General features: G+C 71.9%; 26 protein-coding genes. 11 read left to right on the top strand and 15 right to left on the bottom strand.

Annotated elements, in window-relative coordinates:
- Positions 1-262 precede the first annotated feature (262 nt).
- From ACZ43H_RS05690 to ACZ43H_RS05680, 3 genes are all read left to right on the top strand, one after another.
- Entirely contained in the window at positions 263-703 is a 441-nt protein-coding gene (locus ACZ43H_RS05690; RefSeq protein WP_464588457.1) for a MarR family winged helix-turn-helix transcriptional regulator, read from the top strand.
- Between the two features lie 254 nt (positions 704-957).
- Positions 958-1,290 (top strand): rhodanese-like domain-containing protein, encoded by a 333-nt coding sequence (locus tag ACZ43H_RS05685; RefSeq protein ID WP_464588455.1) that lies wholly within the window; start codon positions 958-960, stop codon positions 1,288-1,290.
- 36 nt (positions 1,291-1,326) lie between these two features.
- Positions 1,327-1,899, top strand: coding sequence for a YceI family protein (locus ACZ43H_RS05680; RefSeq protein WP_464588453.1), 573 nt, complete (start codon positions 1,327-1,329; stop codon positions 1,897-1,899).
- 245 nt (positions 1,900-2,144) lie between these two features.
- Here ACZ43H_RS05680 and ACZ43H_RS05675 read toward each other — a convergent pair whose 3' ends face one another.
- The 5 genes from ACZ43H_RS05675 to ACZ43H_RS05655 all read right to left on the bottom strand — a co-directional run bounded on the left by ACZ43H_RS05675 (position 2,145) and on the right by ACZ43H_RS05655 (position 6,382).
- Positions 2,145-3,449 (bottom strand): DJ-1/PfpI family protein, encoded by a 1,305-nt coding sequence (locus ACZ43H_RS05675; protein WP_464588451.1) that lies wholly within the window; start codon positions 3,447-3,449, stop codon positions 2,145-2,147.
- A gap of 83 nt (positions 3,450-3,532) precedes the next feature.
- Positions 3,533-4,162, bottom strand: coding sequence for a DJ-1/PfpI family protein (locus tag ACZ43H_RS05670; RefSeq protein WP_464588449.1), 630 nt, complete (start codon positions 4,160-4,162; stop codon positions 3,533-3,535).
- A 118-nt stretch (positions 4,163-4,280) separates the two neighbouring features.
- A complete protein-coding gene (locus ACZ43H_RS05665; RefSeq protein ID WP_464588448.1) occupies positions 4,281-5,057 on the bottom strand; it encodes an HD domain-containing protein in 777 nt (258 codons plus the stop codon).
- A gap of 474 nt (positions 5,058-5,531) precedes the next feature.
- On the bottom strand, positions 5,532-5,879 hold the full coding sequence (locus ACZ43H_RS05660) for a DUF6204 family protein (RefSeq protein ID WP_464588446.1): 348 nt from the start codon (positions 5,877-5,879) through the stop codon (positions 5,532-5,534).
- A complete protein-coding gene (locus ACZ43H_RS05655; protein ID WP_464588444.1) occupies positions 5,876-6,382 on the bottom strand; it encodes a PadR family transcriptional regulator in 507 nt (168 codons plus the stop codon). Before ACZ43H_RS05655 ends, ACZ43H_RS05660 begins: the two co-directional genes overlap by 4 nt.
- Positions 6,383-6,520: 138 nt before the next feature.
- On the opposite strand from ACZ43H_RS05655, the gene ACZ43H_RS05650 reads away from it, so the two are divergent.
- Positions 6,521-7,426, top strand: coding sequence for an alpha/beta fold hydrolase (locus ACZ43H_RS05650; RefSeq protein WP_464588443.1), 906 nt, complete (start codon positions 6,521-6,523; stop codon positions 7,424-7,426).
- 192 nt (positions 7,427-7,618) lie between these two features.
- On the opposite strand, the gene ACZ43H_RS05645 is transcribed toward ACZ43H_RS05650, so the two are convergent.
- Positions 7,619-8,269, bottom strand: a complete 651-nt coding sequence (locus ACZ43H_RS05645) for a hypothetical protein (protein WP_464588441.1) — start codon at positions 8,267-8,269, stop codon at positions 7,619-7,621.
- Positions 8,270-8,644: 375 nt separating this feature from the next.
- On the opposite strand from ACZ43H_RS05645, the gene ACZ43H_RS05640 reads away from it, so the two are divergent.
- Positions 8,645-9,649 carry a beta-ketoacyl-ACP synthase III gene (locus tag ACZ43H_RS05640; RefSeq protein WP_464588440.1) on the top strand — a complete coding sequence of 335 codons (1,005 nt, stop codon included), beginning with the start codon at positions 8,645-8,647 and terminating at the stop codon, positions 9,647-9,649.
- Between the two features lie 173 nt (positions 9,650-9,822).
- Here the strand turns inward: ACZ43H_RS05640 and ACZ43H_RS05635 are convergent, their stop codons facing one another.
- Positions 9,823-10,008 carry a hypothetical protein gene (locus ACZ43H_RS05635; RefSeq protein WP_464588438.1) on the bottom strand — a complete coding sequence of 62 codons (186 nt, stop codon included), beginning with the start codon at positions 10,006-10,008 and terminating at the stop codon, positions 9,823-9,825.
- A 45-nt stretch (positions 10,009-10,053) separates the two neighbouring features.
- On the opposite strand from ACZ43H_RS05635, the gene ACZ43H_RS05630 reads away from it, so the two are divergent.
- Together ACZ43H_RS05630 and ACZ43H_RS05625 are read left to right on the top strand one after the other, a co-directional pair.
- Positions 10,054-10,269 (top strand): DUF7144 family membrane protein, encoded by a 216-nt coding sequence (locus ACZ43H_RS05630; RefSeq protein ID WP_464588437.1) that lies wholly within the window; start codon positions 10,054-10,056, stop codon positions 10,267-10,269.
- Between the two features lie 33 nt (positions 10,270-10,302).
- Positions 10,303-10,572 carry a hypothetical protein gene (locus ACZ43H_RS05625; RefSeq protein WP_464588435.1) on the top strand — a complete coding sequence of 90 codons (270 nt, stop codon included), beginning with the start codon at positions 10,303-10,305 and terminating at the stop codon, positions 10,570-10,572.
- Between the two features lie 32 nt (positions 10,573-10,604).
- Here the strand turns inward: ACZ43H_RS05625 and ACZ43H_RS05620 are convergent, their stop codons facing one another.
- The 8 genes from ACZ43H_RS05620 to ACZ43H_RS05585 all read right to left on the bottom strand — a co-directional run bounded on the left by ACZ43H_RS05620 (position 10,605) and on the right by ACZ43H_RS05585 (position 17,509).
- Entirely contained in the window at positions 10,605-11,006 is a 402-nt protein-coding gene (locus tag ACZ43H_RS05620) for a hypothetical protein (RefSeq protein ID WP_464588434.1), read from the bottom strand.
- 123 nt (positions 11,007-11,129) lie between these two features.
- Positions 11,130-13,097, bottom strand: coding sequence for a Vps62-related protein (locus ACZ43H_RS05615; protein ID WP_464588432.1), 1,968 nt, complete (start codon positions 13,095-13,097; stop codon positions 11,130-11,132).
- A gap of 82 nt (positions 13,098-13,179) precedes the next feature.
- A complete protein-coding gene (locus tag ACZ43H_RS05610; protein ID WP_464588431.1) occupies positions 13,180-13,986 on the bottom strand; it encodes a putative hydro-lyase in 807 nt (268 codons plus the stop codon).
- Positions 13,983-14,876 carry a 5-oxoprolinase subunit C family protein gene (locus tag ACZ43H_RS05605; RefSeq protein ID WP_464588429.1) on the bottom strand — a complete coding sequence of 298 codons (894 nt, stop codon included), beginning with the start codon at positions 14,874-14,876 and terminating at the stop codon, positions 13,983-13,985. Before ACZ43H_RS05605 ends, ACZ43H_RS05610 begins: the two co-directional genes overlap by 4 nt.
- Entirely contained in the window at positions 14,873-15,484 is a 612-nt protein-coding gene (locus ACZ43H_RS05600) for a 5-oxoprolinase subunit B family protein (protein WP_464588427.1), read from the bottom strand. Before ACZ43H_RS05600 ends, ACZ43H_RS05605 begins: the two co-directional genes overlap by 4 nt.
- Positions 15,481-16,251, bottom strand: coding sequence for a LamB/YcsF family protein (locus ACZ43H_RS05595; protein WP_464588425.1), 771 nt, complete (start codon positions 16,249-16,251; stop codon positions 15,481-15,483). The genes ACZ43H_RS05600 and ACZ43H_RS05595 overlap by 4 nt, the downstream gene beginning before the upstream one ends.
- Positions 16,251-17,036, bottom strand: coding sequence for an NRAMP family divalent metal transporter (locus ACZ43H_RS05590; RefSeq protein WP_464588424.1), 786 nt, complete (start codon positions 17,034-17,036; stop codon positions 16,251-16,253). The genes ACZ43H_RS05595 and ACZ43H_RS05590 overlap by 1 nt, the downstream gene beginning before the upstream one ends.
- Positions 17,037-17,098: 62 nt before the next feature.
- The gene (locus ACZ43H_RS05585) at positions 17,099-17,509 is read right to left on the bottom strand and encodes a hypothetical protein (RefSeq protein WP_464588423.1); all 411 of its coding nucleotides are present in this window, start codon (positions 17,507-17,509) and stop codon (positions 17,099-17,101) included.
- Positions 17,510-17,680: 171 nt separating this feature from the next.
- On the opposite strand from ACZ43H_RS05585, the gene ACZ43H_RS05580 reads away from it, so the two are divergent.
- The 4 genes from ACZ43H_RS05580 (at position 17,681) to ACZ43H_RS05565 (ending at position 21,461) form a co-directional block, all read left to right on the top strand.
- Entirely contained in the window at positions 17,681-18,364 is a 684-nt protein-coding gene (locus tag ACZ43H_RS05580; protein ID WP_464588421.1) for a GntR family transcriptional regulator, read from the top strand.
- Between the two features lie 72 nt (positions 18,365-18,436).
- Positions 18,437-19,504 carry a lysylphosphatidylglycerol synthase domain-containing protein gene (locus ACZ43H_RS05575; protein ID WP_464588419.1) on the top strand — a complete coding sequence of 356 codons (1,068 nt, stop codon included), beginning with the start codon at positions 18,437-18,439 and terminating at the stop codon, positions 19,502-19,504.
- On the top strand, positions 19,501-20,610 hold the full coding sequence (locus ACZ43H_RS05570; protein WP_464588417.1) for a glycosyltransferase family 4 protein: 1,110 nt from the start codon (positions 19,501-19,503) through the stop codon (positions 20,608-20,610). The genes ACZ43H_RS05575 and ACZ43H_RS05570 overlap by 4 nt, the downstream gene beginning before the upstream one ends.
- A complete protein-coding gene (locus ACZ43H_RS05565) occupies positions 20,610-21,461 on the top strand; it encodes a PIG-L deacetylase family protein (protein WP_464588415.1) in 852 nt (283 codons plus the stop codon). Before ACZ43H_RS05570 ends, ACZ43H_RS05565 begins: the two co-directional genes overlap by 1 nt.
- Positions 21,462-21,507: the final 46 nt, after the last annotated feature.

The following is a 21,507-nucleotide window of genomic DNA, read 5'->3' as shown; positions in this document are numbered from 1 at the left end:
CTCTGACCTGCATGTACATGCGCTTGGCCTGCGTCAGGCGAGGCCGAGCAGCCCCGATGCGACCCGGCACCCGGTTGTCACGCATCTTTCCCGTCGTCGGACCGCCGGAGACGTGGCACCACGAGCCCAGCTTTCGGTCATCTGTCCCGCGGTCCTCCACCCGGCCCGCGCGCGCCGTCCGACGCCGGGCCCAAGTGCTTCGCCTTCACGGCGAGACCCCCTGCCGTTTGCGTGCACCCGCACATATTTGTAGCCTCGGCCCATGCCCGACGAGCCCGACCGGATCGCCGCCTGGGCCGCACTCCTGCGGACCCACGCCGCCCTCGTCCCCGTCCTCGAACGGGCCATCCAGCCCACCGGCCTGCCGATCACCTGGTACGACGTCCTGCTCGTCACCAACGCCGCACCGGAGCGTCGACTGCGGATGACAGAGCTCGGCCAGCGAGCGGTTGTGAGCCGCGAGCGCGTGAGCAGGGTCGTCACCGAGCTGGAGCGGGCCGGGCTGATCGAGCGGCAGGTCAACCCTGACGACCGCCGCTCGTCGTTCGCGGCGATCACCCCGGAGGGCCGTAAGCGGCTTCGCAAGGCCGCCCCCGTCTACCTGTCCGCCATCGAGCAGCACTTCCTCTCGCATCTCGACGACGAGGAGATCCGGGTCCTGACGCGGGCCCTCACCAAGGTCCTGGCCGCCGAGGAGTCCTGACCGGACCCATCGCCGCATCCCGGCTCACGTTCGGCACGACCGCGAGCCACGCACCGACCACGACGGTCTCCCGATCTGGTTGCGCTTGACCCGCATGGGCGTCCCCCTCGGGGTCTCCCGGGCGCCGGCGACGGGGCCGCTCTCCCGTGGGCCCTGCACACCTTGATTAATGTGCGTGCGCACGCACTTGACAAGTGTCTCGATCCAAAGCAGAATGTGCGTGCGCACGCACTTTCTATCGAAGGAGTACAACCATGACCGCTCTCATCAGTCGCAGCGAGCTCGAGTCCCTCGTCGCCAATCGTCAGGTCGTCCTCGTGGACGCCCTGCCGGCGTCGTACTACGACCAGCTTCACCTGCCCGGCGCCCTCAACCTCGTGGAGGACGAGGTCGAAGCCCGGGCCGCCGAGCTGCTGCCCGACATGGACGCGGCGATTGTCACCTACTGCTCGAACGCGGCCTGCCGCAACAGCCAGGCCGTCGCCGACCGACTGGTGCGTCTCGGCTACTCGAATGTCCGGAAGTACCGCGAGGGCATCCAGGACTGGGTCGAGGCCGGCAACCACACCGAGTCCAACGCGGCCTGACCGCGCCTCCATCACAACCAAGCAAGGAGTTCCGCCATGAGCATCACCCCCACCCGCACACCCGACGGCCACGTGCTGCCGGCCGCCGGCACCTGGGACATCGACCCCGGCCACACCGACGTCTCCTTCGTGGGGCGCCACTTCATGGTCACGAAGGTGCGCGGCCGGTTCACCGGCGTCACCGGCGCCGTCGTCATCACCGACGACCTCGCCGACTCCCGCGTCGACGTCACCATCGACATGGCCTCGGTCCAGTCCGGCAGCGCAGCCCGCGACGATCACCTCCGGTCCGCGGAGCTGTTCGACGTCGAGCAGTATCCGCAGGCGACGTTCCGAAGCACCGACGTCGCCTGGGAAGGCGAACACGGCACGGTCTTCGGCGACCTGACCATCCACGGCGTGACGCGACATGTGCCGCTGGAGGTCACTTTCGAGGGCTACGTCCGCGACCCGTGGGGCGGCCACCGTGCGATGTTCTCTGCCCGCACCAAGGTCAACCGCGAGCACTTCGGTGTCACCTGGAACCAGACCCTCGAGACCGGCGGCGTGCTGGTCTCCAAGGAGATCCAGATCGAGATCGACCTCGAGACCGTCCTGCGCGACGCCTGACGGCGCCCCAGACCCGGCCACGCCCTCGCCCGCCACTCCCCCGCGGCACGAGAGCAGGTGGCCGGGGTGCCGGCGCGGGCCTGGAGCAGCCCCCGGGTGATGCCCGCGACCTCTTGCGGGGCGGTCGACCGCGAGGTGGCGGTCGCCGCGTGGGGGCACACGACGCCGTTCCCGCCGTTCCCGCACAGCCACCGGTCGACGTCCGCGAACGCACTCGGTGGGTGGGCAGTGGCGGAAGCCGGCTGTCAGGCGCGGTGCCGCCAGCTCAGTCGTCGCGATGCCGCAACGGCGGCGACGATGACAGCCGGCAGCATCGCGAGGGCGAGCGCTGGCGCGCGGGTGGCCGACCAGGTCCACGGCTTGCCGGTGGCGCGGTCGGGGTACTCGAGCATCTTGGCTGCGGACGTGGCGGCGGCAGCGCCGGAGGTCGCGGCGACCCGCGCCAGGGCGGTGTCGAAGGCGCGCGTGGACGCTCCCGTGGTGGGCAGCACGATGCGGCGGTCAAGGTGCGGCGCGTCGGCTGCGGGGGTGGCTGCGAGCACCATGCCGTGCCGTGTGGTGACCCAGCCGGCGTCGGCAACGGCGACCGCACGAGCTGACTGGCTGACGGTGTAGACCTCGAAGGAGGCAGCGACGTCGGTCTCGGTGACACCGTCGGCGAGCACGATCCCGGCGGTGGGACGACCCCACGGCATCACCAGGTTGAACAGGGCGCTCAAGTCGCCGAGCCCGAACTTGTGAGCCGGGATCTGAGTTGAGGACTCCGGCGCCCATCCGGGAGCCGCCACGAGCCTGCTGACGCGCAGCGCCTCGTCGTTGCCGGCGAGGTCGGCCATGACGTGCAGCGCACCGGGGATGCCCGAGGTGATCCCTGCCGTACTCGTGATGTGGAAGGGGCTGGTGGTCGCGTCGACGTAGCGACGGCCGGCGGCCCACCGCACGGCCGGGTACTGACCGCGGAGCGCGCCGAGGCGGGACCAGTGCCCGGTGGCGGGCAGACCGTCGAGGATGCCGGTCTCGGCGAGGACGATGGCGCCGTTGCAGACGCTGAGGATGCGGGCCCCGCGCTCGGCGTTGCTCTTCACGAAGTCCCGCAGTGGCTGCTCGATGGCGGCGTCGGGGTGCTCGAGGGCGGGGACGACGACCACGTCGGGGGCGAGAGTGTGAACGGATTCGACCTCGTCGAAGGTGTAGGCCGGCACGATCCCGGGTCCGCCCTCGACAGCCGCGACGCCATGGTCGGCGGCGACGGTGTAGACGGTGAAGTGCGGCGACCTCGCGAACACCTCGTAGGGGCCCATCGCGTCGGTGCCGGTGGTGCCGGAGGCTCCGAGGACGACAGCGACCTTCACCGCGCCGGATCCGTAGCCGGTGGAATCGGGGTGGGCGCCAGTGGGGCGGGGCGTCTGGTGGAGCTGCGCGTTGCTTCTATGCATCCCCACAACGATGAAGCCGGCGAACGCGGCGAGTGCGAGCAGACCCCTGGCGCCATATCGGCCCGCGCGGGCGAGCCGGGACCGACGGGTGCTGGTGTCGTTCGTGGTGGCCATCGTGGCTACTTTCGTCGGGGTGTCGGTGTGGTCGCGGCCGACAGGCGTCGCCCCCTGCTGGCCGGCTGACCAGGTCGGCACGGTCAGACGGGCGGCTGCGGGTCGTACTGGATGGCTCGGCGGACCTCGCGGGCTCGCTCCCGGCCGACGAGTCGGGCGACCAGGTGGAGCGCCATGTCGATGCCGGCGCTCACGCCGGCGCTGGTGATGAGGTCGCCGTCGTCTACGAACCTGGCTTCGGGGCGCAGCACGATGGAGGGGTCCAGCTGGGTGAGCAGGTCCGTGTTCTCCCAGTGGGTGGTGGCCGGTCGCGCGGTCAGCAGGCCGGCCGCGGCGTACACCAGGGCGCCGGTGCACACGCTCGTCATCAGCCGAACCGACCCGCGTTGGTCGCGGACCCACGCCAGGTGGTCGGCGTCGCGCATCAGGGTGCGGGTGCCCTGGCCGCCGGGGTGGATGAGCACGTCGAGCGGCGGCATGGTGGCGAACGAGTGGTGGGCGCCCAGCGTGAGACCCTTCGCCGCGCGGATGGGCTCACCGTCGCGGGAGATGCACGAGACGCTCCAGCCGTCCTCCGGGTGGTGCAGGGTCCAGTACGAGAGCACCTCCCACGGTCCAACCGCGTCGAGCTCCTCGACGTCGTCGAAGATCAGCAGGCCGATGTGCCGTCGCGCCGTGGGGTCGGTCGAGGTGGGCTGGGCGGGGTTCGTCATCGAGTGTTCTCCGGTCAGGGGATGCAGTGGCGAATGGGTGGACGCGACTCACTCTGCTCGGCGCGGACGTCCCTCACCCCGGTCGAACAGCCGGGATCTGCCGCGCACCTCGCAGCGATCATCCGCGGAACGGTGCGAGTCGGATGGTCAGGTCGGTCGCCGCGTAGCGGCGCAGGTACGCGGCTCGCCCTCGGGGTACCTGCCGCGCCTCGGCTCGCCACAGGCGGCTGAACTCCTGCTTGAACCCGAGTCTCGGGTGCTGGTGGACGACTTGTCGGCGGATGGCGTCGGGGATGTCGCCGGCGCGGAGTCCGAACACGTCGACGGCGGCGCCGGCAGAGAGCAGGTAGGCCTCGGGGCCTGCCTCCGGCGCGACCCCCGGGGTGTGGTGCAGGGCGATGGCGTTGGTCATGACTTCGCGCTGGACCGCCGACATTCCATGACGGTCGGCGAACAGCCGCAGGAGGGCGGCGCTCCGGACGGTGAAGTCGACGTCGGGGATGCCACTGGGCAGGCCCGTGTCGTGGAACATCGAGGCGACGTAGAGCAGCTCGCGGTCGAAGTCGACCCCATCGACGCCTGCGAGCGCTGCGCCCCAGGCGTAGGCGCGGTGGGAGTGCTGCAGCACCGCGGGACTGAGGAGGTCGTGGGCGGCGGCCGCCGCGTCGCGCGCCGTCGTCGAGTCGGGGGCTGCGAGAGCGGTCGGATCGAGATGGGCGTGACGGCCTCGGTGACGGCGGGCGGCGAGGGCGAGGTGCCCCAGCACGATGTCGCGATGCCCGCGGGACAACGGCCGAGCCAGAGCGAATCGTTCGCGGCGGGTCAGGACGCCCCCGGTGCGTTCGGTCCACCCGATGGTGCCGAGAGCGGGGGACGGTTCACGTGTGGTGCTCATGCGTGCACTCTGACGGAGACGACGGATCTTCGCCCCGGCAAAAGGGCCGGGCTGTCCTTCGTGCCGGGAAATGAGGAGGATGACATGGCGCGTCACTTTCGGAGTGTGGAGCGAATCGTTCGGGGTGCGGGCAGATGTGGCACTACGAGGCGGGCTTCGTCTGGTCCGCAGTGCTCATCGTGATCGCGGTGCCCGTGCGGGCGCACCGCGAGCTTCGAGGCATACCCGGATGGGGTATCCATGGAAGGATGCAGACCGTAGCACACATACCAGTGGGGGGTATGCGAGCGGGATGGGCGAGTGATCGCCGGAGCCGCAGACAGGTGCCGGCGGCGGGGGCGGCGCACTCTCCCGGCCGTCCAGCACTGAAGGCGACGGCCGCGACCCGCGACCGGCCCGCGATGCGCATGCTCGCCGACGTCAGGCCGGCCCACGTACTCGTCTACCCGACGGAGCGTGAGCCGGAAGCCTTCGTCAGCGCCGCCTGACCTTGACGTCGTCCAGGCAGGTCGCCGACAGGGTCAGCGGCTTGTGGGTGAGGCCTCGAGACTCGAGGAACTGCGCGGCGAGGAGCTCGGCCTCGATCAGTGCGGCTTCGTCAGCTTCGGCGGCCGTGCTCTCCGAGACCACGAGCAGGTACCGCAGGGTGAACCGCGTCAGGCTGGGCGAGTACGTGAACGTCCCTTCGGGAGTCCAGGCCGAGACGAGCAGATCGTGCTCGGCCTGCTCATCCCGAAGTCGCGACCGGACAGCTGGCGTCAGGCCGGAGAACTGACCAGTCGCCTGCACTCGGTAGGTCCTCCCCGCCATCTTGGTCGTCACGCGGAGGCCGCCTCGATCTGTTCGCGCAGCCAGTCCCGAAGCACGCTGTTGATGCGAACACCGAGCTCGACCTGCGGGGCGAACACCTCCGGCTCGACGCCACCCTGGGCGGCGCGTAGCGCCTCGAGCGCGGCAATCTCGTGCTCGACGTGTGCGAGGTCGCGCCCGAAGGCCTGCTTCCTGCCGTCCGGGTCCAGGAGCGGTGTGAGGAACAGGCGCAGGCCGCTCTCGCTGCGCTGGGACCGGTCAGGCTCGGCGTCGACCAGCCACGTCCGCAGCTCGGCGCGTCCGGCGTCGGTGATGTCGTAGGTCTTGCTGCCCCGCGCCCCTTCCCCGACCAGCGCGATGAGGCCGGCGCCCTCGAGCTTGGCGAGCTCAGGGTAGATCTGGCTGTGCCGCGCGTGCCAGGAGGTGCTGAGCGAGCGGTCGAAGGTCTGGGTCAGCTCGTAGCCGGTCGAGGGACGGCGGGCCAACAGGCCGAGCACCGCGTAGCGCAGAGACATGAGCACATCCTAGACGAGACATGTTATGTTTGACATGTCGTTTTCGACATGTACGGTGATACATGTGGCCGGTGTCGCAGTCCCCCTTCCCGGCACCGGCCCACCCGACCTCAGAGACACGCGACCAGAGAGACAGTCATGTCACCCCAGGCGGACACCTCACCCGACACCTGCAGCAAGCCCATCACCATCGAGTACGAGACCTTCGGCGACCCGGGCGACCCGGCCGTCCTGCTCGTGATGGGCTTCGGCACCCAGATGCTCGGCTGGGACGCCGACTTCTGCCGCATGCTGGCCCACCGGGGCCGCTACGTGATCCGGTACGACAACCGCGACTCCGGCCTCTCGACGAAGCTGGACGAGCACCCGGTCCACCTCGGCGACTTCATCACCGCCGTGACCTCCGGCGCGTTCGAGCGCGCGATCGGGATGGCGCCGTACTCGTTGCGCGACATGGCCGCCGACGGCATCGACGTGCTCGACCGGCTCGGCATCGCCCGGGCCCACGTGGTCGGGTCCTCGATGGGCGGCATGATCGCGCAGAAGATGGCGATCGAGTTCCCCGACCGGGTGCTGTCGTTGACGTCGATGATGTCGTCGACCGGCGAGCCGGAGTACGGCCAGTCGACCCCGGAGGCGCAGCAGGTGCTGTTCGCCTCCCGGCCGGCCGATCGGGACGGGTACGTGGCCGCGGCCGAGCGCGAGCTGGTGTGGGCCTCGCGTCGCTACGGTGACGCGGCACAGCTGCGGGCGCTCGCTGCGGCCAGCTACGAGCGCGCGTACTACCCGGCCGGCGTCCCGCGGCAGCTCGCGGCGATGATCCTGGACGGCTCGCGCGCCGAGGCGCTCACGTCCCTCGACGTGCCGACCCTCGTCATCCACGGCCTCGACGACACCCTCATCGACCCCAGTGGGGGGCGGCGGACCGCCGAGCTGGTCCCCGGCGCCCGGCTCCTGCTGGTCGAGGACATGGGCCACGACCGACCCCGTGCGTTGTGGTCCGACCTCGTCGACGCCATCACCGAACACACCGACATCAGCTGAGCCGGTCAGGCGGCGCATTCAGCACTTGCCCGCCACCGTGGAGCAGACGTGAGCGATCGGTTGTCATGACCGGCACACCGGCCGACATCGCGAAGGCCGAAGACAGCGCGACCGCGCCCGGCAAGGCCGGGTCGCAGCGTCGGGCCGGTCAGGGCAGACCGGGTGGGGCGGGCGCGTCGGCGGCCAGGGGGCTCAGCCGCGCTTGAGCCACTTGGTCACTCCCCAGTTCTGATTGGTGCCCGGGACGACGTCGTAGACGAAGTAGTCGCCGTTCGCGATGCTGTAGCCCATCTTCACCTTGTGCGACCTGGCCGTCGTGCGCAGGCACCGGCTCGGTACGTGGACTCGCACGAAGCCCTTGTCCTCGTTCCGGACGACCCTCGCCCCCTTGCACGGGAACTTCCGGAACCCGTACATGTCGCCAGGCAGGTCACGTTTGTAGACGACGCCTTTGCCGCGCTTCCACGAGGCCTCGTAGGACACCGCATACAGGGGGTCCTCCTTGATCTTGCCGACGAACATGACCAGGCGGATGTAGTCGACGTGCTCCATCTGCAGCGTCGGGTGGATCACCTTCGCGGTGACACCGTTCTTCGCGTTGGTGAACCTGGCCGACTTGATCGCGAGGAACGAGGCTTCCATGCCGGGCTCGTCATCGTCGACGCGCACCGACTGCGCGGAGGCGTCGGGCACCGTCATCACGGCGGCGCCCAGGCCCGCGATCGTCGCCAGCACGAAACCCACGACGAGTGAGCGCCACGACCGCACCGACTTCACGGTCCTCGCCGGCGCCACCCGGCTGCGCGGCTCGTCGTGGCGGGGCTGCGAGCTCGTCTCGTCCATGGCGTGACCCTAGGCCGGGCTGCGCCTCAGTGTTCGCGGATCGCGCACATCGGGACGTCGGTCGGCTGGGCGGCATTCCCTGCCGAGGCCACCGTTCAGCCTGACGAACTCGCATCGTTCCTGGTAGCGGTGATGCGCGGCATGTCGGGGCGCGCCAGGGACGGAGGCTCGACCGAAGAGCTCCTCGCCATCGCCGGAGCCGCCTTGGCAGCCATACCGGAACCGACGTCCACACACGATCAGGATTGACGAGGCAACGGTGTCGCGGTCTCCCTTGCCGTCCGCTGCGCCGGCGAGCCTCACGCATCATCGCGGTGACGATGAGTCCCGCCGGGTCGGCCGCCAGGCTTCATCCACCCCGTAGCCTCTCTCCTCGTGACGACCATCGACCAGCGGTCGGGAGCGACCGCGACCGCCATGCTTGGCCTCGGGGTCCACCGCCCGGAGCGCATCGTGACCAATGACGAGATCTGCGAGGTGCTGGACTCCAGTGACGAGTGGATCCAGACCCGCTCCGGCATTCGCACCAGGCGGTACGCCGCCGAGGACGAGTCGCTGCTCGACATGGCGACGATCGCGGCGGAGCGGGCGCTGAAGGCGTCCGGGGTCGCGGCGGGTGACATCGGCACGGTCATCTTCGCGACGTCGACCCACGTCCAGCACACGCCCGCGGCGGCGCCGATGCTCGCGGACCGGATCGGCTCGCGCGCGGCGGCGTTCGACGTGTCCGCCGGGTGCGCGGGCTTCTGCCACGCGCTGACGGTCGGCTCCGATCTGGTCCGCGGCGGCAACGCCGGGCACGTCCTCGTGGTCGGGGCCGAGCGGTTGAGCAGGTTCATGGACCCGACGGACCGTGGGACGGCGTTCATCTTCGCCGACGGTGCCGGCGCGGCCGTGGTCGGTCCCGCCGAGGAGGCCGGCATCGGGCCGGTGGCCTGGGGCTCCGACGGCTCGCAGTCCCAGGTCATCACGCAGTCGGTGCACTGCGACGAGCTCGACCCGGACCATCCGCTGGTCGTGCAGATGCAGGGCACCCAGGTCTTCCGCTGGGCGCCGTTCGCCATGGCCGACGTCGCCCGTGAGGCCGTCGCGAGCGCGGGGCTGGACCTCTCCGACCTGGACGCCTTCATCCCGCACCAGGCGAACCTTCGGATCACCGAGACCCTCGCTCGCAACCTCCGGCTCCCCGAGGGCATCGCGGTCGCGCGCGACGTCCAGGACTCCGGCAACACCTCGGCGGCGTCGGTCCCCCTGGCCATCGAGGCGATGGTCCGCGGCGGCGACGCGAAGCCCGGGGACACTGCGCTGCTGATCGCCTTCGGTGCGGGGTTGAGCTACGCCGGACAGGTCGTGACGGTCCCGCCGGTCGCCCTGGACTAGCGCCCTCGGCTCCCGACGAGCGCGGCGTGTTCGTGGAGTACTCGTCGTGTCCGGTGCGACAGTCCACGATCCTGCCGGTTGGTTGGTCCTCCGAGCACGGGTCCTTCTTCCCTGTCACCGGCCTGGGCCGAGGACCAGTCTGGACTGACAGCGCGGCATCCGCGCCACGCTCCTCACAGGAGGCCGCCATGTCTGGCCAAGGCCTGCCCCCCTTCGACCTCACCCCACGCCTCGACCGAGGCCACCGGCTGGACCGGGTGGGTCGGGTTCGCTGCGTTCATCATGATGCTCAGTGGCACGCTCACCGGCATCAGCGGCTTCTTCGCCGTCATCAACCACAACTGGTCGACGTTCAACAACGACGGCGCCCCTACGGCAGCGTCTACTGGTGGGGATGGTGGGCCATGTTCGTCGGCCTGGTCGTCTTCTCGATCGGTGCCGCGCTCCTGCGGGGCAGCATGTTCGCCCGAACGGTGGCCGTGTTCGTCGCCGCGGGCAGCCTGATCAGTCAGTTCATCATGCTGAACCAGGCGCCGCTGTGGTCCCTCACCGTCATCACCATCGACATCCTGGTCATCTGGGCCGTCATGGTGCACGGCAAGGAAATGAGGGACCTCTGACCCGGGCGGGCGCCCCGTCGTGAGGAATGTGCCATGACCTACTTCAGCTACCGGAGCGCACGGGCCGCACGCGGCGAGGACGTCTACGAGGGCGCGACGCTCCTCGGCCGCGTCGCGCTGAAGCGCGACTGGCGGTCCCGGCTCGCCCTCAGCCAGTCCGGCGTCGACGTGTACTGCGCGACGGGGCTCACCGGTGAGCCGCTTCCCGGCTTCTTCCCGTCGCGGCACGACGCCGCCGAGGCACTCTTCGCTCTCTCATCGCGCGTCGGCGAGGTCGAGGGCACCGCGATCCCTCCCAGCTGACTCGGCAGAGGTGGGACCGGGCCCGAGACGGCTCAGCGGCGTCGGGCCTGCAGCAACGCTCCGAGGACGATCCCGGCGCCACCGGCCACCATGACGACAGCGATGGTCGTGGGGTAGTCCCGCAGGGCTCCCAGCAGGATCAGGCCGCCGCCGGGGACGGCGGTGATCGCGACCCCGGGCCCGGTGGGCAGCGAGCTGCGCAGCCACATCACGCCCATGAGCGAGATCGTGGCCAGCACCGAGACCCAGTAGCCCGCCCACATGCCCACGACATCGGTCGGGAAGAGCGCCCACGAGCCGACCAGGGCCCCCACCGCGCTCAGCACGGTGATCAGCCAGCCGAAGTCACGGCTCTGCTCGAGGGGTGCGGGCTGCTCCGCCCTCGGCTGCGGGGTGGCGACAGTCGTGTCGCGGCGTCGTTCCGGTGTTGCCATGGATCCCTCCACCGTGCGGGGCACCGGGGGTTCCGGTGCACGTGGACATCTCTGGTTTACCACCGACCGGGAGGAACCCGCGGGGCCGCCTCCGGTCAATCGCCACCGGTCCGGACGTCGGTGTCAGCCGACCGGAGCACGCTCGTCGGTCGGGGCGCCGTCCTTCTCCGCCCGGGCGTCGCCGTACAGCAGCGTCAGGGCGATCGCGCCCAGCGGCGTCAGGGCGACCTCGACGAGCATCGTGATCAGCGAGATCACCCACAGCGGAAGTCCGGTGACGATGATCAGCGCCAGCAGGCCCAGGAGAGCGCCGAAGGCGTGGATCCCCGCCCAGATCAGGGCAGCGAACATCGCGGTGTGCCACCACCGGTGCGCCACCAGCCGGCCGCTGCGCCGGAGGACACCCCGTTCGTGCTCGTCGTCGAGCATCACGACCTGCCCCACGAACTGCCACCGCACCGTGAGCCACGCGGCGACGGGCACGCCGACCACGGAAAGATCCAGGAGGGCCAGCAGGACCACCGCCCCGCCGTACGACCGCCCCAGGGTGCGCAGGTGCCGCCGAACGGCGCGGTAGGCGTCCACCGCGGCCCCCACCTGGCCCCGTTTCGGGATCCGGTCGGTGCGTTGCACGAGGTGCACCACGGCAACCGAGACCAGGACCAGCGTCACCGGCCACAGCGCCGTCCCGACGCCGGAGGCGATGGCCACCTTGCTCCCGGCGTCGTTCGCCTGGTCCGTCGTGACCTTGACCGCGTCGCCGAGGTACGGCAGGTGGACCAGCAACGCGGTGAGGCCGGTCGCAACCAGCCCGACGGGTACGGCGAGCAGACCGGTCGCCAGGTAGGCGACCGGATGTCGCTCGTAGATGCGGATCGAGGCCCGGACGATCTGCCCGGCCCGGCGCCGCGCCACCACGGGAGTCAGGGGGACCACGGACCACGACGTCCGGTGCAGCAGGAAACCCAGGAACAGGAACAGCAGCACCGCGATGACGAAGACACGTGCGGGGTGGGCGGCGAACTGGAGGTAGACCTGGGAGCCCGCCTCGACGACCGTGCAGAACGTGCCGACCACCGCCGGCGGTGACCCGCTGCCTCCCGGGATCGCGAAGGACGTCGCGCGCAGATCTTCCTGCCAGGTCACCGGTGCGGTCCAGCGCGGCTTGCCCGCCGGTCCGTCGGGGCCGTCGTTGGGGCCGCTGTGCCGCTCCCCCCAGCGCCCCGAGAAGTCAAGCCAGGCAAACGGGTCGTCAGGGCCGCTCGGCGCATCGGGCAGGAGGACGGCGCGCGGGGTCACCCTCGTCGAGGGCGACTGCGTGTTGTCGCAGCCGAAGCCCTCGTCGGCGGCCCGGCCCAGGTAGAGGGCCGGGGCGTAGTAGCTGGCGTGGGAGCCCTGCGAGGAGTAGACGACCGGGTGGCTCCCCTCCTTCTCCAGCTTCGGATCGTTCCACTCGGCCGTCTCGCCGCCCGTGTGCTGGGCGTAGCCCACGCTGACCGGGCTCTCCCCCAACGCCTCCTGGACGGTCTCTGCCTTGAAGAGGACCTGGATGAACTCCCAGTCGCTCTCGTGCCGGTCGTTCCAGTCGTTGTAGTACCAGAACAACCAGTACTGCACCGCCAGGTAGCCGGGCCGGTCGGCCTGCCTGGCGATGTGGGCGTACACCGCTGCCTGGTCGAGCGGGGTGGCCTTCGCGGAGTCGGTCGCGTAGACGCACCCCGGGTTCAGGGCGTCGCCGGGGAGGTCGAGGTAGGTGCCGGCGCCGAGTCCGTAGAGGTCCTTCGCCGTGGGCGCCCAGCGGATGACCGCCTCCCCGTTGCCGACCTGTCGGAGAGCCACCGAGGGATTGCCCAGGACCGTGTCCACGGTCGTCGGGACGTACGGCTCCCCGGTGTCTGCGCACAGCTCGTCGTACCGTCGCAGCATCACCACCGGGCGAAAGGTGTCCGCGAGCTCCTGGTCTGCCCGGGTGAGCCCGTCGCGCGCCTCCGCCCGGTCACCCAGGGCGAGGACGGGCGCCACGACCATCGTGAGGAGCAGGACCGCTGCGACCCCCACACGGGGGAACAAGGGTCGCCGAAGGCGGAGCATGGCGGCCCTCCTCTGACGACTGTTGCCACCGTAGAGAGCCCAGGTGATGCACGGCAACGACTCCGCCCGGGGCCGAGCCGGGTCAGGGCACCTGGAACGCCGAGTCGCGCGCGTCGGTGATGGCCATATGACCGGGCGCGTGCCCGATCGCGAACGCCGGCCGGGACGCCATCACGGCGGCCTGCGGGGTGACGCCGCACGCCCAGAAGACCGGGACCTCTCCCGGGCGCACCGGGACGGGGTCGCCGAAGTCGGGCGCATCCAGGTCCTCGATGCCCAGGGCCGCTGGGTCGCCGACCTGCACCGGCGCCCCGTGGACAGCCGGGTAGCGCGCGGTCACCCGCACGGCCGTGGCGACCAGCTCCGCGGGCACCGGCCGCATCGAGACCACCAGCGGGCCCGACAGCGATCCGGCGCCGAGACACGGCCGGTTCGTGCGGTACATCGGCACGTTGGAACCGGCCTCCAGGTGCCGCACCGGCACGCCGGCCTCGAGGAGCGCGGTCTCGAAGGTGAAGCTGCAACCGAGGAGGAACGCGACCAGGTCGTCGCGCCACAGGTCGGTGACATCGGTGGTCTCGGCGACGAGCTCCCCGTGCTCATAGACGCGGTACGCCGGCAGGTCGGTGCGCAGGTCGCCGCCGAACAGCCGGGTGCTCACCTCGCCCGGCTCGGAGACGTCGAGCACCGGGCACGGCGCCGGGTTGCGCTGGGCGAACAGCAGCACGTCGTACGCCAGCTCCCGCGGCACCGCGACGAGGTTCGCCTGGGTCCAGCCCGAGCACCAGCCCGCGGTCGGGGCCGCGAGCCCGGAGCGGAACCGCGCCCTCGCCTCGGCGGGCGAGAGCGCAGCGACGTCCGCGCCGGTGAGTCCGTGCTGATCGGTCATGCCGTCCTCCTCGAGAGGTCTGCGGCCGCGGACGCCGCGGCACGGAACCGCAACCGCTGGCCCGGACGGGCCTGAGCGGCGATCGGCAGGTCGACGGAGAGGACCACGGCGATCACCGGGTAGCCACCGGTGACCGGGTGGTCGTTCAGGAACAGGGTCGGCAGCCCCGACGGCGGCACCTGCAACGCACCGCACACCATGCCCTCGCTGGGCAGCTCGACGTCCCGGGAACGCACCAGCGGGGTGCCCTCCAGCCGCATCCCGACCCGGTTGCTCTCGCCGGTGACGACGTACGGCTCGCCGAGCAGCGTCGCCAACGCCGTGCCGACGAACCAGTCGGCCCGCGGCCCGGGGACCACCCGCAGCTCGACGTCCCCCTCCCCCGGCGCCCGGACCGCGGCGTGGTCGACCACGGGTTGGGCGGCCGGCGGCGGCCCCACCGGCAGCGGCGTCCCCGGCGTGAGCGGGTCGGGCCCGATCCCGGAGAGCACGTCGGTGGAGCGCGACCCGAGCACCGACGGCACGTCGACGCCGCCGCGCACGGCGAGGTAGCTGCGCAAGCCGGTCGTCGCGGTGCCCACGCGCAGCGTCGCGCCGGCCGGCACGCGCACCACGGAGTTCATGGCGACCTGGCGCCCGTCGACGTCGAGGGGGCAGACGGCACCGGTGACCGCGACCAGCAGGTCGTCGTGCGCGCGCACCGCGAGGCCGCCGAGGGTGAGCTCGACGGCGGCGGCCGACTCGGGGTTGCCGACGAGACGGTTCGCCAGCCGCAGGCTGCGCTGATCCGCGGCGCCGGAGTGGCCGACCCCGAGGGCCGAGAGACCCGGACGTCCCAGGTCCTGCACGGTCGCCAGCGGCCCGGTCTCGAGGACCTCGACGCGCTTCACGACGCCTCCACGAACCGGACACGGACGCCGGTCGCGAGCAACGCCGGCGAGGTGCGGGCCAGGTCCCAGACCGGCGCGTCGGTGCGGCCGATCAGCTGCCACCCGCCGGGCGACTCGCGCGGGTAGACGCCGCTGAACTCCCCCGCCAGACCCACCGACCCGGCCGGCACCCTGGTGCGCGGCGTGCTGCGGCGCGGCACGTGCAGCCGTTCGTCCTCGCCGACCAGGTAGCCGAAGCCCGGTGCGAACCCGCAGAACGCGACCGTCCATTCCTGGGCGGTGTGCGCCTCGACGACGCCACGCGCGCCGAGGCCGGTCAGCTCCCCGACCTCGTCGAGGTCCTCCCCGTCGTAGCGGACCGGGATCTCGACGCGGCCCGCGTCGGGACGTCCGCCCGGCCGTGGCCGCGCCTCGCGCACCGTGCGCTCGACGGTGGCCAGGTCACCGGTCTCGGGATCGACCCTGAGCAGCAGCGTCCGTGCGGCGGGCACGAGGGCGATCACTCCCGGCGGCGGCGCGTCGACGAGCTCGGCGTACAGCGCGAGCACCTCGTCGAGGTCGGCGAGCTCGACCAGCAGCCCCGAGTCGGCGCACGGCATCACCTTCATGACGGACCGCCCAGGACGAACGAGGCCAGCTTCACGCCGGCGTCCTCGAGGGCGCGGCGAGCCGCGCTCGCCATCGCCACCGCGCCGGGGGTGTCGCCGTGCACGCACAGCGACCGCGCGGGGGCGGGTACGACGGTGCCGTCGTGCGCCTCGACCTCGCCGCGGGTCGCGATCCGCACGCTGCGCCGGGTGACGACCTCGACGTCGTCGAGCACCGAGCCTGGCTCACGCCGGGACACGAGCGTGCCGGCCGTGGTGTAGGCGCGGTCGGCGAACGCCTCGCCGACCGGCGCGAGGCCGGCGGACTCCGCGGCGCGCAGCCACGCCGACCCGGGCAGGCCGAGGACGTGCATGGCCGGGTCGTAGCGGCGTACCGCCTCCGCCACCGCCTCGGCCTGCTCCTCGTGGTGGACGATCGCGTTGTAGAGGGCACCGTGCGGCTTGACGTAGCTGACCCTGGTGCCAGCGACGCGGGCGAACGCCTCGAGCGCCCCGATCTGGTACAGCACGTCGTTGACCAGGTCCTCGGGCTCGACGTCGATGAACCGGCGGCCGAAGCCGGCCAGGTCCCGGTAGCCGACCTGCGCACCGATCACGACACCGCGGTCGGCGGCCTGCCGGCAGACCCGGCGCAGCACCGTCGGGTCACCGGCGTGGAAGCCGCAGGCCACGTTGGCGCTCGTGACGACGTCGAGCAGCGCCTCGTCGTCACCGAGCGTCCACTGGCCGAAGCCCTCACCGAGGTCGGCGTTCAGGTCGATGTGCATCAGGCACCTTCCCAGAGGGCGGAGATGCCGCTGAGCGACTCCCAGCCCAGGTAGACGGTGAGCAGCCAGGCCGCGACACCGATGACGATCAGCCACCGCGGGTAGGCGTAGCCGCCCAGCAGGTCGTGGGCGCGCCGGGCGGCGACCCACATCAGGACACCGAGCCCCACCGGCAGGATCAGGCCGTTGAGCGCGCCCGCGAGCACCAGCAGGTTCACCGGGGTCTTGCCGAGCGCCACGAAGACGATGGTGGAGAACGCGATGAACGCGACCACCACCCAGTTGCGGTGGCGACCCAGCCAGCCGGAGAAGGTCGAGAGGAACGACACCGAGGTGTAGGAGGCCCCGATCACGGAGGTGATGCTCGCGGCCCACAGGATCACCCCGAAGACGCGCACGCCGACGTCGCCGAGCGCGTGCTGGAAGGCCGACGCCGGCGGGTTGTCGCTGGCGAGCACGGCTCCGCCCGCCACCACACCGAGGACCGCGAGGAACAGGAGGGCACGCATCACGCCGGTGACGATCACGCCGCTGACCGAGCCGCGGCTGATCTGGCGGACCTGCTCCGGACCGGTGATGCCCGAGTCGACCAGCCGGTGCGCACCGGCGTAGGTGATGTAGCCGCCGACGGTGCCGCCGATCAGCGTCGTGATGATCAGGAAGTCGATGTCGTCCGGGAGCACGGTCTGCGTCAGCGCCTCACCGGCCGGCGGGTCGGAGGCGACGGCGACGTAGGCGATCATGCCGATCATCACCACCCCGAGGACCACCACGAGGCGGTCCATCGCGATACCCGCGCGGCGGCTGAGGAAGATCCCGATCGCGACCAGGGCCGAGACGGTGCCCCCTACCTTACCTTCACGTCGGTGCCCATCATCGCGTTGGCACCGAGCGCGGTACCGCCGATGTTGCCGATGTTGAACACCAGGCCGCCGAAGACGACCAGGGCGGAGAGCACGTACCCGCCCCCGGGGAGGACGCGGTTGGCCAGGTCCTGGGCGCGCAGCCCCGAGATGCCGATGACGCGCCAGACGTTGAGCTGCACCGCGACGTCCACCAGCACCGAGACCAGGATCGCGAAGGCGAAGGCGGCACCGAGCTCAGCGGTGAAGACCGTGGTCTGGGTGATGAAGCCGGGGCCGATCGCGCTGGTGGCCATCAGGAACATCGCGCCGAGCAGCGCCCCGCGGCGCGCCACCGGGCTGGGTCCGTGCGCGGTGGCCGTGGCGGCCTCGTCGTGTACTGCGTGGTCCTTCATCGCTCTCCTCGGGCCGGCATGCCGTGTCGTTCGACAGACCGCCTGGTGGGATGCCCATGTGGGCCGGATCACGCCACGATAGGGATCGTTCAACAATTCTGCAATCCCCCGTTGGCTACGCTGGGCCGCGACCGGCCGGGTGCCGGCGTGGCTACGGGGAGGGGATGCACGGTGGCGGAGGGCTACCTGGAGTCGCTCGCGCAGGAGCGGACGACCGTGGGCCGCTCGAGCACGGCCGCGCGGGTGGCCGACGTGTTGCGCGGCCACGTCACCGAAGGGCGGCTCCTCCCGGGCACCCGGCTCTCGGAGGAGGGCATCGGCGACGCGCTCGGTGTCTCGCGCAACACGCTGCGGGAGGCGTTCCGGCTGCTCACCCACGAGCGGCTGCTGGTGCACGAGTTCAACCGGGGCGTGTTCGTGCGCACGCTGTCCGCCGACGACATCCGCGACCTCTACCGGTTCCGACGGATCCTCGAGTGCGCAGCCCTGCGCGCCGCCACCGACCTCTCCACCGAGGGGCTGGCGTCGGTCCGGGCCGCGGTCGAGGAGGGCGAACGCACCGCCGCCGCCCGCGACTGGGCCGCTGTTGGTACCGCGAACATGCACTTCCACCAGGCTGTCGTCGGCCTCGCCGGCAGCGCACGGGTCGACGAGACGATGCGGCACCTGCTCGCCGAGCTCCGGCTGGTCTTCCACGTGATGGCCGATCCCGAGACCTTCCACCGGCCCTACCTCACGGGGAACCACGAGATCCTCGAGCTGCTCGCGCAGGGTGACGCCGAGCGGGCCGAGGCGTCGCTCGCGACGTACCTCGACCTCGCGGAGCGGCAGCTCCTCGAGGCCGTGCGGGGCTGAGCGGCGCCGCCTTCCTACGCCCCCTGACGCTCAGTCAGGTTCCATACAGGATCGCCGACCGACGATCGAGGCATGGCGAGCGTGGCGTCGGCATCCGCAGCGGTGGCGCCGCGACGACCCGGCTGGGTCACCACCCGTTCCCTCGTGGTGGCAGCCGGGGTCGCGGGGCTCTTCGTCATCGCGGTGCCCCGGGTGGCGGGTGCCCCGTGGATGCTGATCTGGCGCCAGCTCGTGGGCATCTCCGCGTGGCAGCTCACGCTCCTCAGCCTGGTCTGGGCCGGCGGCCTCCTGCTGCACACCGTCACCCTGACCTCGGCACTCCCGGGGCTGACCCATCGCCGCGCGCTCACGCTGAGCCTCACGGGCAGCGCGGTCGCGAACGTGCTGCCGCTCGGAGGGGCAGCGGGCGTCGCCCTCAACTACCGGATGGTCCGAACCTGGGGACACGACCGGCCGGCCTTCGCCGCCTACACCGTGGTGACCAACGTCTGGGACGTGCTGGTCAAGCTCGCGCTGCCCCTGGTCGCCGTCCCGCTCCTGTTCGTCACCGGGCCCGGCGTCCTCGGGCGGTACGCCGGGCCGGGGCTGGCCGCGGCCCTCGCCGGCGCGCTCCTCCTCGCCGCGCTGTTCTGCACGGCGCTGAGCCCGACAGCCACGGCTCGGGTGGGGGACGCGATCGACACCGCCGGACTGTCGCTGCTCCGCGCGCTCCGGGTGCGACGCCAGGTCAGGGTGGGCGCCGCGCTGGTGCGCCTGCGCTCCGACTGCGCCCACGTCGTCAGGTCCCGCTGGCGTGGGCTCACCACCGGAATGGTCGCCTACACCGCCACGCTCGCAGTCCTGCTGTGGGGATGCCTCGCGGTGGCCGGAGCCGGGCTCCCCCTGCACGCCGTGCTGGTGGGGTTCGCCGTCGAGCGCCTGCTGACCGTCGCCGGGTTGACTCCGGGCGGCGCCGGCGTGGTCGAGGTGGGGCTCGCCGGCCTGCTGGTGGCGCTCGGCGGTGCACCGCTGCCGGTGGTCTCGGGAGTGCTGCTGTACCGACTGTTCACGTTCGCTGTCGAGATCCCCGTCGGTGGCGCGGGCCTGCTGGTGTGGCTCTGGATCCACCGAGCGCGGCCCACCCGGGGGCCGACGCCATGACCCGCGTCGTCCACGTCACCGACTGCTACCTGCCGCGCGTGGGCGGCATCGAGATGCAGGTGAGCGACCTGGCGTCGCGTCAACGTCGCGCCGGGTACGACGCCATGGTCGTCACCACGACCGCAACCCCCGCCGCCGCGAGCGACCCCGCGTGGGTGCGACGGTTGCCGGGTCCCGCCACGCTCACCTCGGTGCTGCTGGAGACCGGTCCCGACGTGGTGCACGTGCACGTGTCGGTCTGGTCCCCGCTGGCGACGCTCGCCGCCCGGCGCGCAGCCCGGCTCGGGCTGCCCACGCTCGTGACCGTCCACTCCCTGTGGTCGGACCTGGGACCGCTGCCGGCGCTGGCGAGCGCCCTGCTGGGGCTCCGACGCTGGCCGATCCAGTGGTCGGCCGTCAGCGACCGCGCGGCCGCGCCGCTGCGCACGATGCTGGGCCCGGACATCCCGGTCGACGTGCTGCCGAACGCGGTGGACCCCGACCTGTGGCGCGTCGAGCCGGAGCCCACCCCGGTCCCCACCATCCTGGCCGTCGGCCGGATGACCCGGACCAAGCGACCGCTGGCCCTGGGCCGCATCCTGCGCGACCTCGACCGTCGGGTCGGGGACACCACCCCCTTCCACGCCGTCGTGATCGGCGACGGACCCCAGCGTCCACGCCTCGAGGCCTTCCTCGGGCGCAACGGGTTGACCGGCCGGGTCACGCTCCCCGGACGCCTGGACCGGGCCGGGATCCACGAAGCACTGGCGCGAGCCGACGTCTTCGTCGCACCCGCCGTGCTGGAGTCGTTCGGCATCGCGGCCCTGGAGGCTCGATGCGCGGGCGTTCCCGTGGTCGCCAGCAGGCACAGCGGTGTGGGCGAGTTCGTCACGCACGGCGTCGAGGGGCTCCTCGCGTCCTCGGACCGCGAGATGGTGTCCCACCTGGCCCGGTTGCTCACCGACCCCGCCCGACGATCCGCCATGGCGTGCCACAACCGCGCGGTGGTTCCCGACGTCGGGTGGGCCACCGCGCTCGAGCGCACGCGCGTCCTGTACGACCGGGCCGCACTCCGGGCGGCGACGCCGCTGCCTGCCCACCGGGCCGCCGGAGCGAGGGCGAGCTGATGAGGCCCGCCCGCCCGTTCACCGTCGTCAGCTTCCACGCCCACCCCGACGACGAGGCGCTGCTGACGGCGGGCACGCTGGCGAGGGCCGCCGCCGACGGACACCGCGTGGTGCTGGTCGTCGCCACGCTGGGCGAGGCCGGCCTGGCCGCGCCGTCGAACGGACAGCGCGGTCGCCCGCTCGGCGACACCAGGAAGGCCGAGCTGGAGCGCTCGGCTGCCGCGATCGGCGCCAGTCGGGTGGAGCTCCTGGGCTACGCCGACTCCGGGTACGGCGGCACCGGTGGCCCGCCACGGACATCCGGGTCCGGCGCGCGTCCCACCTTCAGCAGCGCCGACCCGCACGATGCCGCGGCGGCGCTCGCGCGGATCCTCGTCGAGGAGGACGCCGACGTGCTGACGACCTACGACGCCGCTGGTGGCTACGGACACCCCGACCACGTCCAGGTCCACCGTGTCGGCAGGCTCGCGGCCGAGGCCGCCGGCACCCCGGTCGTCCTGGAGGCGACGCTCGACCGGCGCCGGCTGCAGCGGGCCGTGTGCTGGCTCGAACGGCTCGGCCGGCTGCTGCCACTCCCCCACCTCCCGGACCTGGACGCAGCCTTCACCGACCCGGACGACCTCACGCACCGCATCGACGTCCGGGGGGTGCTGGCCACCAAGCGGCGCTCGATGCGCGCGCACGCCTCCCAGACCACCGGCGGCGCGCGCACCCTCGGGCTGCTGCTGCTGCTCCCCTGGCCCTTGCGTGGCCGGGCGCTTGGCTACGAGTGGTTCCGCGAGGTCGGGCGGTCACCCGGGCAGCCGCTGCTCGACGACATCTTCGCCACCCTGGCGTCGTCCGCGGACTGAGGCGCGGGGCCGCGGACGCGTCGAGGGTCCGAGTCGGTCAGGTTGC

Source organism: Nocardioides sp. DN36 (assembly GCF_055380375.1).
The sequence above is the reverse complement of the archived record's forward strand: the minus strand, read 5'-3'. Positions and strand labels throughout refer to the sequence as shown.